Source organism: Mesorhizobium sp. M0184, from assembly GCF_040322215.1.
GTDB lineage: Bacteria > Pseudomonadota > Alphaproteobacteria > Rhizobiales > Rhizobiaceae > Mesorhizobium.
Genome location: NZ_JAMYSZ010000015.1, coordinates 100,676 through 115,672, shown reverse-complemented (window position 1 = coordinate 115,672; position 14,997 = coordinate 100,676). Strand labels below are relative to the sequence as shown.

Annotated in this window: 13 protein-coding genes; 9 read left to right on the top strand and 4 right to left on the bottom strand. The window is 59.6% G+C overall.

Features of this window, described 5'->3' with window-relative positions; all coding sequences use genetic code 11:
• Nucleotides 1-162: 162 nt before the first annotated feature.
• Genes NKJ23_RS19640 through NKJ23_RS19610 form a run of 7 tightly spaced genes read left to right on the top strand, consistent with a single transcriptional unit; the run spans nt 163 to nt 8,827 of the window.
• Complete coding sequence (locus tag NKJ23_RS19640; RefSeq protein ID WP_245278787.1) at nt 163-2,061, top strand: methyl-accepting chemotaxis protein; 1,899 nt, start codon at nt 163-165, stop codon at nt 2,059-2,061.
• A gap of 7 nt (nt 2,062-2,068) precedes the next feature.
• Nucleotides 2,069-2,533, top strand: a complete 465-nt coding sequence (locus NKJ23_RS19635; protein ID WP_023680840.1) for a chemotaxis protein CheW — start codon at nt 2,069-2,071, stop codon at nt 2,531-2,533.
• Nucleotides 2,530-3,783, top strand: coding sequence for a CheR family methyltransferase (locus tag NKJ23_RS19630; protein WP_023722963.1), 1,254 nt, complete (start codon nt 2,530-2,532; stop codon nt 3,781-3,783). The genes NKJ23_RS19635 and NKJ23_RS19630 overlap by 4 nt, the downstream gene beginning before the upstream one ends.
• On the top strand, nt 3,780-4,499 hold the full coding sequence (locus tag NKJ23_RS19625) for a chemotaxis protein CheW (RefSeq protein WP_352495653.1): 720 nt from the start codon (nt 3,780-3,782) through the stop codon (nt 4,497-4,499). Before NKJ23_RS19630 ends, NKJ23_RS19625 begins: the two co-directional genes overlap by 4 nt.
• Nucleotides 4,496-6,775 carry a hybrid sensor histidine kinase/response regulator gene (locus NKJ23_RS19620; RefSeq protein ID WP_352495654.1) on the top strand — a complete coding sequence of 760 codons (2,280 nt, stop codon included), beginning with the start codon at nt 4,496-4,498 and terminating at the stop codon, nt 6,773-6,775. The genes NKJ23_RS19625 and NKJ23_RS19620 overlap by 4 nt, the downstream gene beginning before the upstream one ends.
• 22 nt (nt 6,776-6,797) lie before the next feature.
• Nucleotides 6,798-7,820, top strand: a complete 1,023-nt coding sequence (locus tag NKJ23_RS19615; RefSeq protein WP_352469269.1) for a chemotaxis response regulator protein-glutamate methylesterase — start codon at nt 6,798-6,800, stop codon at nt 7,818-7,820.
• A gap of 11 nt (nt 7,821-7,831) precedes the next feature.
• Nucleotides 7,832-8,827, top strand: coding sequence for a response regulator (locus NKJ23_RS19610; RefSeq protein WP_031195385.1), 996 nt, complete (start codon nt 7,832-7,834; stop codon nt 8,825-8,827).
• Nucleotides 8,828-9,743: 916 nt separating this feature from the next.
• On the opposite strand, the gene tnpC is transcribed toward NKJ23_RS19610, so the two are convergent.
• From tnpC to NKJ23_RS19595, 3 genes are all read right to left on the bottom strand, one after another.
• On the bottom strand, nt 9,744-11,384 hold the full coding sequence (gene tnpC, locus NKJ23_RS19605; protein ID WP_023722958.1) for an IS66 family transposase: 1,641 nt from the start codon (nt 11,382-11,384) through the stop codon (nt 9,744-9,746).
• Nucleotides 11,385-11,460: 76 nt separating this feature from the next.
• Nucleotides 11,461-11,805, bottom strand: a complete 345-nt coding sequence (tnpB, locus tag NKJ23_RS19600; RefSeq protein WP_023722957.1) for an IS66 family insertion sequence element accessory protein TnpB — start codon at nt 11,803-11,805, stop codon at nt 11,461-11,463.
• Nucleotides 11,806-11,901: 96 nt separating this feature from the next.
• Complete coding sequence (locus NKJ23_RS19595) at nt 11,902-12,153, bottom strand: DUF982 domain-containing protein (protein ID WP_023722956.1); 252 nt, start codon at nt 12,151-12,153, stop codon at nt 11,902-11,904.
• A gap of 985 nt (nt 12,154-13,138) precedes the next feature.
• Between NKJ23_RS19595 and NKJ23_RS19590 the strand changes: the two genes are divergently transcribed.
• Nucleotides 13,139-13,855 (top strand): pentapeptide repeat-containing protein, encoded by a 717-nt coding sequence (locus tag NKJ23_RS19590; protein WP_352495655.1) that lies wholly within the window; start codon nt 13,139-13,141, stop codon nt 13,853-13,855.
• 340 nt (nt 13,856-14,195) lie between these two features.
• Here NKJ23_RS19590 and NKJ23_RS19585 read toward each other — a convergent pair whose 3' ends face one another.
• Nucleotides 14,196-14,432 carry a helix-turn-helix domain-containing protein gene (locus NKJ23_RS19585; RefSeq protein ID WP_352495714.1) on the bottom strand — a complete coding sequence of 79 codons (237 nt, stop codon included), beginning with the start codon at nt 14,430-14,432 and terminating at the stop codon, nt 14,196-14,198.
• 21 nt (nt 14,433-14,453) lie between these two features.
• Here NKJ23_RS19585 and NKJ23_RS19580 point away from each other — a divergent pair, with 21 nt between their 5' ends.
• Complete coding sequence (locus tag NKJ23_RS19580) at nt 14,454-14,960, top strand: hypothetical protein (protein WP_023722513.1); 507 nt, start codon at nt 14,454-14,456, stop codon at nt 14,958-14,960.
• Nucleotides 14,961-14,997 lie beyond the last annotated feature (37 nt).

The window sequence follows — 14,997 nt, the reverse complement described above, 5'->3', positions numbered from 1 at the left end:
CTCCACTTTGACAACCCTAGGCGCCAATTGCACGGCGCTTCCAGGAGTTCCACCTCGAGCTATGTGCGCTCTCGCGCGAAACAGCGCGCCCCCTTGCCAGGCCTTCGAAGCAATCCGTCGCTGAGAACACGCGCGACTCACGAGCGTTTCAATGGAGGGGAGTTGGTTGCCACGCTCGATGTGGGAGATACTTTCCAGTTGCGGCCGATGCGATCGACCATTGGTTTGGACGCGTACATGCCGTTCGCAGGCGGCTTGTGGGCGCGACGTGAACGGAAAAGAAACGTTTCCAATATTAGATTCCGCGATTCGAATGAATCTCGCCTGTTCGGCATAGTCGCAACGCGGTGCTGGGCTAGTCGTGCCAACAAATCAATTAGCGCCCTGGCGGAACTGAGCCCGATGAACAGCTTGACGATACGCCGCCGCATACTCGCCAGTTTCGCGGCCGTTCTGGTTGTCATGTCGGTTATGGCCATCATTACATACGTTTGGTTTCTCCAGACGGAGCAAGAAGCGACCAGCGTGGAAAAGGAAACTCTTCCGGACCTCTATCACAGCACCCAGATCATGATGGGACAGATGGATGCCCATAGTCTTCTCCAGGAATATGCTCTTCAGGACAATCCTGCCGACAAGCGGGCTTTCGAGACTACCATCAAGGCGAACCGCGACGCCCTGCAACGGTCGATGGACGAGTATGAAGAGACCATTGAGTCCGATTTGGACAAGCAGAACTACGCTGTCGTCAAGGACCTCGCCGATCAATTCCGCCAAGCCGAAGCCGCCGTACTGGATGCCAGTCGTGCCGCGTTGGCGAAGGGAGAGATCCCCAACGAGCGCCCGGCCATCAAGAACAATGTGGAGCCGATCTTTCGGAAATTGCAATCGGCTCTGCAAGCCATGGTCGAGGACCATAGAGGAGAGGCAAACAGCTCGACCCAAAAGATAGGTTCGATCGTCCGCACAGCGAAGTTGGGCCTGATTGCCGGGTTCCTCGTAGCACTCGGTTTGGCCCTTTTGTGCGGCTATCTTCTATTCCGTGCCGTTAGTGTCCCGCTTGGCCGATTGGTCGATCTCGTCCGTGTAATGCGCCTGGGCGACTTCAGCGGGCGCCTCGATTTGAAGCGCAAGGACGAGTTTGACACGCTGGCTGAGGGCTTCAACACCATGGCCGATGATCTCACCACGCTGATAGGCCAGGTTCAGAAATCCAGCATTCAAGTCAACACATCGATAACCGAGGTGGCCGCCACCTCAAAGGAACAGCAGGCAACCGCAAATGAGATCGCGGCCACTACGACCGAAATCCGAGCGACCGCGAAGGAAATCTCGGCAACCTCCAATGAGCTCGTACGAACGATGAGCGAAGTTTCTGCGGTCGCCGAGCAAACCGCCACGCTCGCCACCGGCGGACAAGCAGGGCTGGCACGCATGGAGGCAACCATGCAGCACGTCATGGAAGCCGCCACCGCGATTAATTCCAAACTTGCGATCCTGAGCGAGAAGGCCGGCAATATCAATCAGGTGGTGACCACGATCACCAAGGTTGCCGACCAGACCAACCTTCTTTCGCTAAACGCCGCAATCGAGGCTGAAAAGGCGGGCCAATATGGGCGAGGCTTTGCGGTCGTGGCAACGGAGATCCGGCGGCTTGCCGACCAAACCGCCGTCTCGACATACGACATCGAGCAGATGGTCAAGGAAATTCAATCCGCCGTCGCAGCCGGCGTCATGGGCATGGACAAATTCTCCGAGGAGGTCCGACGTGGCATGCAAGATGTGCAGCAGGTCGGCGGCCAACTCTACGAGATTATTCAGCAGGTCCAGGGCTTGGTGCCACGCTTCGAAGTCGCCAATGAAGGAATGCAGGCCCAGGCAACGGGCGCAGCGCAGATCAGTGAGACGCTGATACAATTGAGCGAAGCCGCTCAGCAAACGGTTGAATCCCTCCAGCAATCCACGCTCGCGATCGACGAACTCAATCAGGTTTCGGGCGGGTTACGCAGCAGCATTTCCCGTTTCAAACTGCGGGCGCTACGAGAGGTGCCTGCGAGCTAGGACGACTATGCTATTCCTCGGGTTCTGTATAGGTGGCGACCGGTATGTGCTGGACATGGAGCAGGTTGAAGAGGTCCTGCCTTACATTGGCGTGAGAACGCTGCCGGGCGCGCCGAACGGCGTAGTAGGCCTAATCAACTGCCGGGGCTTACCCGTTCCCATGATCGATCTCAGCCTGCTTGCGCTTGGCCGCCCCTCGGCGCTGGTGCTGAGCACACGAATCGTTCTGATACGCTATCCAACCAAGGATGGTGAGAACCACCTGCTTGCGCTTGTTGCTGAACGAGCGACCGATATGCTCGAGCGGGATCCTTCTGACTTCGCGCCGTCCGGGATGGAGGCGGGAACTCCGCCCTACTTGGGCCCCGTGGCGTCCGACGATAGAGGACTTGTCCAGTGGGTCAGGGCCGAAGCGCTGCTATCGGACGACATTCGCAAAACGTTGTTCCGTCAGGTCGCGATGAGTTCATGATGTTTGGTGCGGTCGAACAGCTATTGAGGGAAAAGATTGGACTGGACAGCGGCACTGTCGGTCTGTCGGTGATCCGTCACGCGCTCCGGGAGCGGATGTCAGCCTGCCGGATCAGCGGGCTTCAAGATTATTGGCAGTTGCTGGCTGGCTCCCCATCCGAGCTCCAGGAACTGATCAACGCGGTTGTCGTACCGGAGACATGGTTCTTCCGAGATCGTGAAGCTTTCACTGCAATGACGCGTCATGCACGGGCGCGCATGCGGCCGGGTCAACCCATAATGCTCTTGAGCCTACCATGTTCGACAGGCGAAGAGCCCTATTCGATGGCGATGGCCATGTTCGATGCTGGTTTCGGAGCACAGGATTTCAAGATTGACGCAGTCGACGTGAGCACGGGCAATCTCGCGGCCGCGGAGCGCGCGGTCTACGGGCGCAACTCATTTCGCGGCGATTTTCTCGAATTCAGAGGGCGCTATCTCGAAGCGGCCGAAGGCGGACTACGGCCTGAGGTGCGGGTCCTGAAGCAAGTCCGGTTCAGGCTTGGCAACCTGTTTGATCCTGCGGCCTCGTATGGGCCGGCACCGTACGACATTATTTTTTGCCGCAACCTGCTGATCTATTTCAACCGAAACCTGCAAGACCGCGCGCTGGTTTGTCTGAAGACCCTCCTCGCGCCAGATGGCCTGCTGCTCGTCGGTCCAGCGGAATCAGGCCTTCCGATTCTGCACGGCTTTGCTTCAGCGCGATTACCGATGGCATTTGCGTTCACGAACGTGGAGCCGGCTAAGGCGCCCCGGACGGTTGCCCCCTCCAAGTCGCGCTTCGGTCCGGCCACCCCTGCTCCTATCTCTGACGTCAGCAAAGTGCTGAGCCCGATCCGGCCGGCCTCCAGTAATGCAGCGAAAGTGGAGCGCTCCTTCCACCCTTCCGAGCGGGCGGCCCAAAGCCTCGCTTCTGTAGAACGCACCGCCAATGCCGGACGAGTTGCGGAAGCAAAGGAACTCGCGCTGACGCATCTCGGGGAATACGGTCCTTCGCCGGAAATCTTCTATCTGCTCGGGCTAGCTCAGGATGCAGAAGATGCGCGTTCCGAGGCGATCCAGAACTATCGCAAGGCCCTCTATCTCGAACCCCGCCATCAAGAAGCCCTCGCGCATCTTGCGCTGCTGCTTCGCAAGCAGGGTGACATCGCCGGTGCCGAGGCACTCACCGGGCGGCTCGGTCGGATTGGGAAAAGGAGCGGCACTTGACGTCAGCTGAGCCCGGTAGCGCATCATCGGTGCCGGACATCGCCATCGGCGACTGCTGGCGGCAAATAGGCGTTCGTGGTGACAGATCGTGCCCTGAACTGGAGCAACATCTCCACTGCCGGAACTGCCCGACCTATAAGGAAATCGCACGGAACCTCCTGAACCGTCCGCTGCCGCCCGGCTATCGGGACGAGTGGGCCCGACATTTTGCCCAGGCAAGGACCGATGAAGCAGTCGGGAATGCCGAGAGCAGTGCATTTCAGACGGTCGTTGTCTTTCGTCTCGGCGAGGAATGGCTGGCGCTTCCGGTTGGCTGCTTCCAAGAAGTGGCCGAGCTGCGTAGCATTCATTCGCTGCCACACCGCAGGAACAGTGCGGTTCTCGGCATTGTCAATGTTCGAGGCGAATTGCTGGTTTGCATTTCGTTGGCCAAACTGCTCGGAGTAGACGACCGCAAAACGCGGGTACAGGACACGCGGACCAAGGCATTTCCGCGTCTTATCGTCGTCGGCAACAGCGACAAGCGCGTTGCTTTTGCTGTGGACGAAATGCACGGCATTTATCGATTCAAACAGAGCGACAAGCTTGCCGTGCCTGCTACCGTTGGCAAGGCGTCCTCGACCATGACGGCAGCCATGGTCTCGTGGCGAAGGGGCGCGGTCGGTTGTCTGGACGAGGCGCTGCTGCTGGCCATGCTCGATCGAGCTATCGCATGAGCGGCGCGGACTACAGCCAATTTTCGATGCTCGACCTCTTTCGGGCCGAATTGGAGACGCAGTCGCAGGCCCTGACGTCCGGTCTGCTAGCGCTCGAACGCGATCCCGTGTCCGCCCAGAGTCTCGACGCTTGCATGCGGGCTGCCCATTCGCTGAAGGGGGCGGCCCGGATCGTCGATCTGACGCCGGCGGTGGAAGTTGCGCACGCGATGGAAGAGTGCCTGGTCGCCGCACAGCGGGGGCGTCTCAGCCTGAGTCGCGAGCACATCGATACACTTTTGAAAGGCGTCGATCTCCTCGGATCCATAGCGAGTGAGCCTGCCTCGGCCGATGAGAGCGCCAAACTGGAAATAGCCGGTTTTCTGCTGGCGCTTGAGCAGGCATCCTCCCCATCGACAGCATCAGAGACGGAGCTCGCCGGCTCAAATGCTGCCCCGCAGGAGGCGCCGTGGGCCTCTTCGGCGAAGGAGACGAGCGTCCTCGCTCGATCGGAACCACTTCTTCAACCTTATGGCGGCGTCGGTTCCGACCGTATGGTGCGGGTAACGGCCGATAGTCTAAACCGCTTACTAGGGCTTGCCGGTGAGTCCCTGATGGAGGCTCGTCGCCTCAGGCCGTTTACGGGCGGCCTACTTCGACTGAAACGGATTCAGTCGGATCTGGCCATTGCCTTCGACGTGCTAGGCGACGCACTGGCCGAGATTCCTAAGGACGATCGGGCGGTGCAAGCACTGGCAGAGGCGCTGCAAAAACTTCGGCTGAGCCAGACGTTCCTCGCAGAGCGCCTTGACGAATTGGACTCGATTGACCGCAGAGCCACTGACCTTGCGAACCGACTCTATGACGAAACGCTGGCGAGTCGCATGCGCCCCTTCGAGGATGGCGTCCGGCACTACTCAAGGACGGTGCGCGACCTTGGCCGAACCTTGGGGAAGAACGTGCGGTTAGACATCGTCGGGGGCTCAACTGGCATCGATCGCGACATCCTGGACCAACTCGAGGCACCACTCGGCCATCTCCTCCGCAATGCTGTCGACCATGGGCTCGAAACGACCGACGAACGTATAGCAGCCGGCAAATCTGAAGAAGGTGTCATCAGGCTCGAAGCACGGCACAATGCGGGCCTGCTGCAGATAATCGTCGCGGACGACGGAAGGGGAATCGATCTGAACAAGCTGCGCGAGACGGTCGTGGCGCGCGGCCTGACGACAGAGGAGACCGTCGGCAGACTTGCCGAAGCGGAATTGCTCGAATTTCTGTTTCTGCCAGGCTTTTCGATGAAAGCGACGGTTAGCAACATCTCCGGACGCGGCGTGGGGCTCGATGCCGTACAGGCGATGACCAAGCAGGTCCGAGGCCTCGCAACCGTCTCCTCAGAGTTCGGCTTCGGAACCCGATTTCAACTACAGCTGCCGTTGACCTTGTCGGTGCTCCGCACGCTGCTCGTCGACATTGACGGAGAGCCATACGCCTTCCCGCTCGCAGGCATCGCCAGCACGATAAAGTTGCCGCGCACGCGCATCGAACTGCTCGAAGGCCGGCCGCATTTCCGCTTCGAGGATCGACAGATCGGACTAGTCACCGCGCACGAGGTTCTTGACCGCGCTGAGCCGCAAGCAGACGCCGATGAACTTTCAGTCGTTCTGATTAATGGTGATCACGGTGAAACCCACGGGTTGATTGTCGACCGCTTCCTGGGCGAGCGCGAGTTGGTGGTCCGGCCGCTAGATCCTCGCTTTGCCAAGGTCAAGGACATCAGCGCGGCGGCGTTGATGGAAGATGGTTCGCCCGTGCTTATCGTTAATGTCGACGATCTGATCCGATCAGTAGACAAGCTCGCGTCATCCGGCGGCCTACGCACCTTGCGGCGTGTTACTACCAGCCCCGATCTTAGGCGGCGCAAGCGCGTTCTGGTGGTCGACGATTCTTTGACGGTACGTGAGCTCGAACGCAAGCTGCTGGACAATAACGGCTATGAGGTCGAGGTGGCGATTGATGGTATGGATGGATGGAACGCCATACGGTCTGAACCATTCGATCTTGTTATCACCGATGTTGATATGCCGCGCATGGACGGCATCGAACTGGTGACCTTGATGAAGAAGGACAGCCGGCTCGGGAACACCCCGATCATGATCGTGTCGTACAAAGATCGCGAAGACGATCGCAGGCGAGGTCTGGACGCCGGCGCGGACTACTACCTGACTAAAGGGAGTTTCCACGACGAGACACTGCTCCATGCAGTCGTCGACCTGATCGGCCAGGCGACAGAATGAGGCGCAGCGTGTGTATCCATCAATGAGGATCGCTATCGTCAACGATATGCCTCTTGCGGTCGAGCTTCTGCGGCGATTGGTTGTATCAACCCCGGAACATCAGGTGGCCTGGATCGCCGTTAACGGGCGTGAGGCAGTAGAGGCCTGCCAACGAGACCTCCCGGACCTGATCCTCATGGACCTGGTGATGCCGGAAATGGATGGCGTCGAGGCTACGCGCAGGATCATGGCGAAGACGCCATGCCTGATTCTGCTGGTCACGGCGAGCATTGAGGCCAACATTCCTGGTGTCTATGAAGCAATGGGGTATGGCGCGCTTGACGCGGTCGACATCCCCTCGATCGGCTCTGACGGCCCGGGGTCCGGACGGTCCGCACAGCTTCTCATCAAGAAGATAACGACGATCAGCAAACTCGTACGTGACGCGCCGTCTTCAAATTGGGGCACACGGACATTGCCCCCGTCTGTGTCATCGGCACAGCACCTTATTGCCATCGGCGCGTCTGCGGGCGGGCCCGCAGCTGTTGCCGCGATCCTCGGCGCATTTCCGAGCAATTTCACGGCCGCAATAGTTCTCGTACAGCATCTCGATGCGCAGTTCGTACCCGGTTTTGCAAACTGGCTCGGCCAGCATGCGGCACTTCCAATCCGTCCGGCACGCGAAGGAGATGAGCCCGAGGCCGGCACCGTTCTAATTGCGGCCACGGCTGATCATCTCGTCTTCAAGTCAGCCCACAAGCTCGGCTATACCCCGAAGCCGCACGACAACGTCTACCGTCCCTCCGTAGATGTATTCCTTGAGAGCGCCGCGCAGTGGTGGCCGGGTGTCGTGATCGGTGTCTTGCTCACGGGCATGGGTAGAGATGGTGCCCAAGGGCTCAAGCTGCTACGCGACAAAGGGCATTTGACAATCGCTCAAGACAGCGCGTCGAGTGCGGTCTATGGGATGCCCAAAGCCGCCGCTGCCATCGGTGCCGCTGTCGAGATCCTACCGCTTGACTCAATCGCCCCGCGCCTAATCGAGGCGTGCGGCCCATCTTGCTGAAAGGTTATTCTATGACGGGCAAATCCAATCTCGTCTCACCCCTGGCAGACAATTACTCGTCAATGGTTCTGCTGGTGGACGACCAGATAATGATCTGTGAAGCGGTCCGGCGCGCGCTCGCAAACCAGCCGGACATAGATTTCCACTTCTGCACCGATCCGCTCAAAGCGACTACAGTTGCCGACGAAGTGAAGCCAACGGTCATCCTGCAGGATCTTGTCATGCCGGGCGTTGATGGGCTGGACTTGGTACGGCAATACCGAAAGAATTCCTCGACGCATTCTGTCCCCGTCATCGTGCTGTCAAGTAAAGAAGATCCGGCCATCAAGGGCGAGGCATTCGAGGCCGGAGCGAACGACTATTTGGTCAAACTGCCGGACCGTATCGAGTTGGTCGCTCGTGTCCGTTATCACTCCCGGGCCTATCTTGACCACGTTCAGCGAGAGGAGGCATACAGGGCCCTGCGAGAAAGCCAGCGGCAATTAATGCGCGCGAATCTCGAGCTGGAACGTCTCACACGGATTGACGGTCTCACAGGTCTGGGAAACCGGCGCTACTTCGATGAATATCTCGCGGCGGAATGGAAGCGCGCGGTCCGCACGAAGAGCCCGCTGTCGTTGTTTATGATCGATGCCGATCACTTCAAGCGCTACAACGACACCTATGGCCACATGGCAGGCGACGAGGTGCTGAAGCAGGTCGCCAGTGTAATCCAAAGCAGTTGCAACCGCTCGACCGATCTCGCGGCGCGCTACGGCGGCGAAGAGTTCGTCGTGGTGGTGGTCGATATTTTGCAGGCGCAGTCGGGCGCTATGGCCGAGCGGCTCGTGCAGAGCGTGCGAGCCTTGAGCATTCCACACGGTTCTGAGCGGGTGACAATCAGCGTCGGTGTTGCAACCATGGTGCCTGATGAGAACCACACGCCAAATGACCTCATCAAGGCGGCCGATCTGGCGCTCTTCCGCGCCAAGTCGGAAGGACGGGACCGTGTCGTGTATTACGACTAAAGGTAAGGGTGCTTTACGGACGGGCTTACAGCTCGTGCAGTTTAAAGGCTTGGTGATCGCCGAACGGGACCCCTCGATTGTCAACCGGGCAAGCGAAACAGTTCAAAGTCAGTTCCATTTCTGGATAACTGCTGTTCCGCGGACCGGAACCTCAAACACGAGTTCGTTTTCGACGGGTACGCCTCCGACGCTTATGCGGCTGGTCCAGTCTAATCTAGGACATCCCTCGCCCCTTTTGGCGCGAAATAGACTTGCGCAACGCGCCCGCCCGGATACGCCCACCGATCTCCTTGCGTGAAGGTGATCCTCACGTCAGGGTATCGGACGCCGCAGCCGATGCGGGAGGCTGGTGCGATGGAGGACCACTGCTGGCGAAACCTTACGATCACACGCTGCTTGTCAATTGATCAACCGCCTGCTCAGCACGCGGGAGCGTCTTCGAGATAGGGGAGCCGCTTGAGAGCAGTGACTAACGAGCCGGAGGAGTGTGCCCGGCACGAGTAGGGGGTCGGGCGGAGCATCGTGCCGGGCCTGGGCAATCCCCAGCAAGCGCCGGCTCCATGCGCCTATCTCAAAAGGTGACCGTCACAACGACAATATCCGTATAGGTGCCGGACGGCGGCGTCGACCATCCGCACCGCTATTTGAGACTGTAGTGCACCCTGCCAGAGATATGCTCGATATCAAAAGCCCGATGGCCAATGCGTTGCTTGCGAATGATCGCTGAATGCCAACCTGATTCTGTTTCATACCCGTCACCTCAACTGACAATAGTGCAGGCTAGATGGGGATACGGCGCGAAACAAGGGAGCGCCTCTTCTTTGGTTCGGCCGATCGCTTCTAGTCAGCAGCCGCGGGCCAGCCGCATCGCCTGCAAAGCCAAATCGTACGTGATAGGCTGATCGCGCGTAAGCGGTCAGCCGATAACGTCAGGCCTAAAGTTCCAAGGCATGAGCATTTCGATCTCGGATGCCGGCCAGCCTTGAGCGATGCGGGTCAAGGTCTGGGAGAGCCAGTCGAGCGGATCGACGCTGTTCATTTTGCAGGATTGCAGCAAGGTGGCTACCGTAGCCCAGGTTCGTCCACCGCCTTGGCCGCCGGCGAATAGACTATTCTTTCGCGTGATCGTCTGGGGCCTGATTGCACGCTCGACGATATTGGAGTCGATTTCGATGCGACCGTCCATCAGAAAGCGTTCCAGCGCCTCCCGCCGGGTGAGCGCGTAGCGGATCGCCTCGGCGGTCTTGGATTTTCCGGAGACCTTGCCCAGTTCCGCTTCCCATAGATCGAAGAGGCTCGCGACAATGGCCACGGACTTTTCCTGACGGAGCGCGGCGCGGCTTCCGGCATCCTTGCCGCGAACCTCGTCCTCGACCTTCCACAATTCGGTCATGGCGATGATCGAATCCGTCGCGGCCTGCGAGATCCCGCTGATGTGCAGGTCGTAGAATTTGCGCCGCAGGTGAGCCCAGCAGCCGGCGAGCCGGATTGTTTCATTGCTGCCGGCTTTGGCCCGTGCCTTGACCAGGTTGGTATAGGCCGAGTAGCCATCCACTTGCAGGATGCCGCTGAATCCGGCGAGGTGGCGCGCCACGCAATCCGCGCCTCTGCTGTCTTCAAAACGATAGGCAACCATTGGCGGACTGGTTCCGCCATAGGGTCGATCATCCCGTGCGTAGGCCCATAGCCAAGCTTTCGTGGTTTTCCCCGCTCCGGGGGCAAGGGTGGGCAAGGTCGTCTCGTCGGCGAAGACCCTTTCGCCCTCCTTGACGCGCTCAAGGATGTAATCGGCGAGCATCTGCAACTCGAAGCCCAGGTGCCCCATCCACTGCGCCATCAACGACCGGCTGAGTTCAACGCCATCGCGCAGATAGATCGTCTCCTGCCGGTAAAGCGGAAGGCCGTCGGCGTATTTCGACACGGCGATATAGGCGAGCAGCCGCTCCGTCGGCAGGCCGCTTTCAACGATGTGCGCCGACGCCAGAGCCTGGACCACGCCGTCACGGCCCCGGAAAGCGTATTTGGGACGGCGCGTGACGATGACCCGGAACTTCGGCGGCACGACGTCCAACCGCTCGGATCGATCCTCGCCGATCAGAACCTTTTCCAGCCCCTCGCAGTCGCCCGGGATTTCCGGCTCGATAACTTCCTCGATGCGTTCGAGATGAGCTGCAAAACCCTTGCGTGGACGCGCTGCGCGCTTTGGCTTGCCCTTGACTGCGTGATCGAGTTCGCTGCGGATCGCAGAAAGGCCGGTCTCGACCTCTTCGAAGGCAAAGGAGGCCTGCTCGTCGTCGATGGCCAGGCGTAGCCGCTCGGAACGCGTGCCATGTTGCGTGCGCTGCAAAACCTTCAGGATCGACGTGAGATTGGCAATCCGCTCGTTGGCGCTCTTCTCGACGGCCTTCAGCCGGGCGACCTCCGCCTCGGAGGCTGCGATCCGAGCTTCGGCGACTACGATCCGGGCCTCGCTCGCAGCCTGCTCGCGAGCCATGGAAAGGATCATCGCCTTCAGCGCATCAACGTCGTCGGGAAGGGCAAGACCCGGTAGAACCATGGCAGGCAGCAAAGCACAAAAACAGCCGCTTTCCCAACCGTTCCAGCCGCATGATTCATCTTGCCGCAGGCCGGTTTCAGCCCGTCGATAACGGCCGCCTGATCCTGGCCGGACGGATCTTTTTCCAGTCTAACCCGGCCAGAAGCGCCATCAGCTGGGCGTGGTCGAGACGCATGCGCGCGGCCGATATCGCAGACCAGCAGAAGCTGTGATCTTCCAGAGTCTTCGAATAAAGACAAACCCCGCTGCCGTCCCACCACACGATGCGAACCCGGTCCGCACGCTTCGAACGGAATACGTGAAGCGCCCCCGAGAACGGGTCCAGGCCACCATCCCTGACCAGCGCCATCAAAGCTGCCGCGCCCTTGCGGAAGTCGACCGGCTGGCACGACACGTAAACCACCACACCGGAAGCGATCATGCCTTGCGAGATCGACGCACGATGTTTGCACAAATGTAATGGCCGCTGCAAGAGTGATGCACGATGGACAGTGGTGGGGCACGCGTTGACGAGATGTCAAGCAGTCAGGATTTTCGCTTCCTTGGCGGCGTTGAGAAATGCCACGCGCGCTACCTCCGGTGCGCTGCCGCCGCCGAGCACCTTCATGCACGCCATGCGAGCCTGGATGCGGCGCCCGGTTTCTCCAATGGGCCAGCGGTAAAGCAGCATTTCGGCGGCTTCGCGGGTGCTCGAAACACTGACTTTGCCCGAGGACAGCAAAACGGTCACGGGCTCTTCGAACGTGCCGACGTCTCGTTCGCAGGTCATATGCTGGTCTCCTTTCGCAATCTCCCCAAGACCTTACGGGTGAACCATCCGTTCCGTTGCGTCACGTTTGGCCCGGTGGGCGAACATTCTGTGAGGATGGGACCTCGTCCAGAGCGCGGGCTTGATCGCTCAGACTAGACTCGCCAACCCGTTGCGGTCCTCAAATGGCGAGAACCGTCCTTATCGTTACGAGCCCGCTATGCCTTGGTCAGTTGCCGGCGCTGATATCGGAAACGAAGCGCGGAAGGGCACTCTGCCGCCCAGAGTAACCGGCCTGCACGGTGAGGACGAGAAGGACGCTCTTCCAAGCGCGGAGTTCGAATCCTCCCTCACCGCCATAAGTCATTGTTTAGATCAATAAAAATACAAGAATAGGTTGGGCGCCCGCCATAAAGCCCGCCTACCGAAAACGGGTATTCGCGGCACGTCAGCTTACGACACAAATATGCGGGGTTGATGGTTGGACCTGGTAGATGGCAGAGATCAACTTCGGCCTCGCTAAGCGAAGTCGTGGGGTTCATGCGACAGCGGAATCAGGATACGCGACGAGCACCCCGTGCCGGGTCAACCTCGCCGTCGGGAAGTACCGATCGGTGCGGAACCAAGCGGATTCACGCTTGTCGGCAGCGGACGCCGGCGGTGGCGATCAGCACCCGAGCAGGCTCCTCATTAGCGAGACAAACGTCCAGAGCGGAGGCCAATCTTGGCACGCGACCGCGCCATCCTGAACGACCGCTCTCCTCGGCTTAGTCAAGCATACCTGCGGAATGAAGCGCCTGGCCTGTGACAAATGAATCTCTGCTGGACCGCCGATGATATGGGGAGGCGCTCGCAAATCGCGCCCTACGCGCGGGTTGATCGGTTGATTAACATCAAAGCTTGAATATGAGAAATGCGCCAACTGTGACGGCGGTGGTCACCGTGGCTCGAGTGTCAGCAGATGTGGTAAGGTTGAGTGTCGGCGAGTAGCAGAGGTCCAGCAACAATGACTTTGAGGCGAACCAGAGCTTACGGCGCATCCGGCTTGGTTCTAGCGGTTTGCACTGTGTTTGCTTGGCAGAACGCCACTGCCGCTCAAAATTGCGACGCAGCCGCGACGCCTGGCGTCAATTGGCACGAGTGTGACAAGAAGCTTCTCATCCTAGAAGGACAGGACCTGAGCGGGGCGAACCTGTTCGGTGTTGATTTCACTTCGACCGACCTCAGGAACAGCAATCTCGTTGCCGCAAATCTTGAGAAGGCAACGCTTGTGCGTGCTTCCCTGGCCGACTCGACCGCCAAAGGCGCCCGGCTCGACAGAATCGAGGCCTACAGGACCGACTTCAGCCGTATGGACGCGCAGGGCGCTGTGTTTGCGAGCGCAGAAATACAGCGCTCGAATTTCCAGGGCGCCAATCTGACCAATGTTGATTTCACAAAGGCAGAATTGGGGCGTGCCCAGTTCCATGACGCCGATATCAGCGGCAGCCGCTTCTCGTTTGCCAATCTCGCACGGGCGGACTTCCGGGGAGCGACGTTCACCGCGCCGATAGACTTTGACCGCGCCTTTTTCTTTCTGACCCGTATCGAGGGCGTCGACCTTTCCAATTCGGTGGGTCTGTCCCAGTGGCAGCTCAACATGGCTTGCGGAGACGCCCGGACCGAGTTGCCTTCTGGCTTGACGAGGCCTGAAGATTGGCCCTGTCAATTCCAGCAGGAATAGTTGTCGGCAAGCGAACTGCGGCAATGCTGCGCCCGACAGGATGAAACTGAGAACCCCTATGTCATCGTTTGCGCTATATAACTTTTGCGACAGCCGGGAGCGGATGAATGGAATCGGGCCGTATTTCTCCCACTACCCACGCGGTCCGAGGCGGCAGAAATGGGGCCGAGCAGACCGTCCGCTGCTAGGGTACCCAGCACGCGAGCGGACATATGAGAGCTCGGTGCGAAGGTCCGGGATCAGGCCCATTGCGGACGTACGTGTTGGTTCGCCTGTTGGCGCTGAAGCGCCCATTTGGGCCGCTAGCCGCACATGTGCGGCGGCTCAAAAAAGCCGATTGTCATGCGCCAGCGGAACGCTGTGACAAGCGAACACCAGCGCCGCCACCGTTCTCTGGAATGAATTCGATCCCGGACGCTTCGAAGACTGCACGAATTTCGGCGAGGGTTGAATTCTTTAGCTGTTCGCCTCTTTCCAACCGCGCGATGGTATCGGGAGATACGTTTGCGTTTAGGGCTAACTCTCGAGTTCCCCAGCCCAACGCGACACGTGCCATTTTGCACTGAACTGCATTCATTTCGTAACCGTGATACGATTCTTGTTGATCCATAGCCGCTTTTTCAATATCGGCGTCGGCTTTCCTTGTGCGACCGTCTGCGTGCCCGAGGGTGAGGACGTGGCGGTCCACTCGATCGAGGCGCTCAATGAAGTGCTCGGCGAGGGGCCGGATATGGCAGCTCTCCGCGAGAAGGCCGAAGCTGATTTTGCGGCACATCAGGCTCGCTGGGATGCAGCTGCCGAGGAGGCTGGTTACACCGCCGCGCTCAAGGCCGAGTGCGAGGCTGGCGACCGGGCACAGGATCTGCTGGAAGCGTTCTCAACGACCCCCGCTACGACTCTCGCCGGTGTGGCGGGCAAGCTCGATGCCGTGTTGCGCGAGGGCGAAGCCTGGGAGGAATGCTCCGTGTTCCCCTGGCCGCAAATCCGCTCGGCGCTCAGCGATCTGGTGCTCATCGCCGAGCAGACGATGCCGGAACAGTTCATTCGCGGCGAGCAGCGTCGCAAGCTCGGCAAGCGGCGGGCTGGCTGCTGTTTCCGCGCCTGAAAGACGAAGAAGGAGGCGAGCTGTGAAGCCCATCCAA

What these genes read in the sequence shown, in the direction of transcription:
- NKJ23_RS19635 (WP_023680840.1), top strand. Translation starts at nt 2,069, where the DNA reads ATGCTATTCCTCGGGTTCTGTATAGGTGGCGACCGGTATGTGCTGGAC.
- NKJ23_RS19630 (WP_023722963.1), top strand. Translation starts at nt 2,530, where the DNA reads ATGATGTTTGGTGCGGTCGAACAGCTATTGAGGGAAAAGATTGGACTG.
- NKJ23_RS19620 (WP_352495654.1), top strand. Translation starts at nt 4,496, where the DNA reads ATGAGCGGCGCGGACTACAGCCAATTTTCGATGCTCGACCTCTTTCGG.
- NKJ23_RS19615 (WP_352469269.1), top strand. Translation starts at nt 6,798, where the DNA reads ATGAGGATCGCTATCGTCAACGATATGCCTCTTGCGGTCGAGCTTCTG.
- NKJ23_RS19610 (WP_031195385.1), top strand. Translation starts at nt 7,832, where the DNA reads ATGACGGGCAAATCCAATCTCGTCTCACCCCTGGCAGACAATTACTCG.
- tnpC (WP_023722958.1), bottom strand. Translation starts at nt 11,384, where the DNA reads ATGGTTCTACCGGGTCTTGCCCTTCCCGACGACGTTGATGCGCTGAAG.
- tnpB (WP_023722957.1), bottom strand. Translation starts at nt 11,805, where the DNA reads ATGATCGCTTCCGGTGTGGTGGTTTACGTGTCGTGCCAGCCGGTCGAC.
- NKJ23_RS19595 (WP_023722956.1), bottom strand. Translation starts at nt 12,153, where the DNA reads ATGACCTGCGAACGAGACGTCGGCACGTTCGAAGAGCCCGTGACCGTT.
- NKJ23_RS19590 (WP_352495655.1), top strand. Translation starts at nt 13,139, where the DNA reads ATGACTTTGAGGCGAACCAGAGCTTACGGCGCATCCGGCTTGGTTCTA.
- NKJ23_RS19585 (WP_352495714.1), bottom strand. Translation starts at nt 14,432, where the DNA reads ATGAATGCAGTTCAGTGCAAAATGGCACGTGTCGCGTTGGGCTGGGGA.